We start from the raw sequence: 523 nt of genomic DNA, 5'->3' as shown, positions 1-523 counted from the left end.
GGCTTTTCCTGGAAGCAGGGCATTTGTTACTTCAGCACCGTAGTGCCTCGTCATCACACCTCAGCCTTGATTATCCGGATTTGCCTGGACAACCAGCCTACATGCTTAAACCGGGACAACCGTCGCCCGGCTAACATAGCCTTCTCCGTCCCCCCTTCGCAGTAACACCAAGTACAGGAATATTAACCTGTTTCCCATCGACTACGCCTTTCGGCCTCGCCTTAGGGGTCGACTCACCCTGCCCCGATTAACGTTGGACAGGAACCCTTGGTCTTCCGGCGAGCGGGCTTTTCACCCGCTTTATCGTTACTTATGTCAGCATTCGCACTTCTGATACCTCCAGCATGCCTCACAGCACACCTTCGCAGGCTTACAGAACGCTCCCCTACCCAACAACACATAGTGTCGCTGCCGCAGCTTCGGTGCATGGTTTAGCCCCGTTACATCTTCCGCGCAGGCCGACTCGACCAGTGAGCTATTACGCTTTCTTTAAATGATGGCTGCTTCTAAGCCAACCTCCTGG

At 54.3% G+C, this 523-nt stretch carries 1 rRNA gene; it reads right to left on the bottom strand.

Annotated elements, in window-relative coordinates:
* Positions 1–523, bottom strand: a 23S ribosomal RNA gene (locus ACFP3V_RS31245); the annotation flags it as partial.

The sequence above is a fragment of the Streptacidiphilus monticola genome, assembly GCF_042658505.1.
In the GTDB taxonomy this organism is placed as follows: domain Bacteria; phylum Actinomycetota; class Actinomycetes; order Streptomycetales; family Streptomycetaceae; genus Streptacidiphilus; species Streptacidiphilus monticola.
Note: the sequence above shows the minus strand (reverse complement) of the source record. Positions and strands in the feature narration are given on the sequence as shown.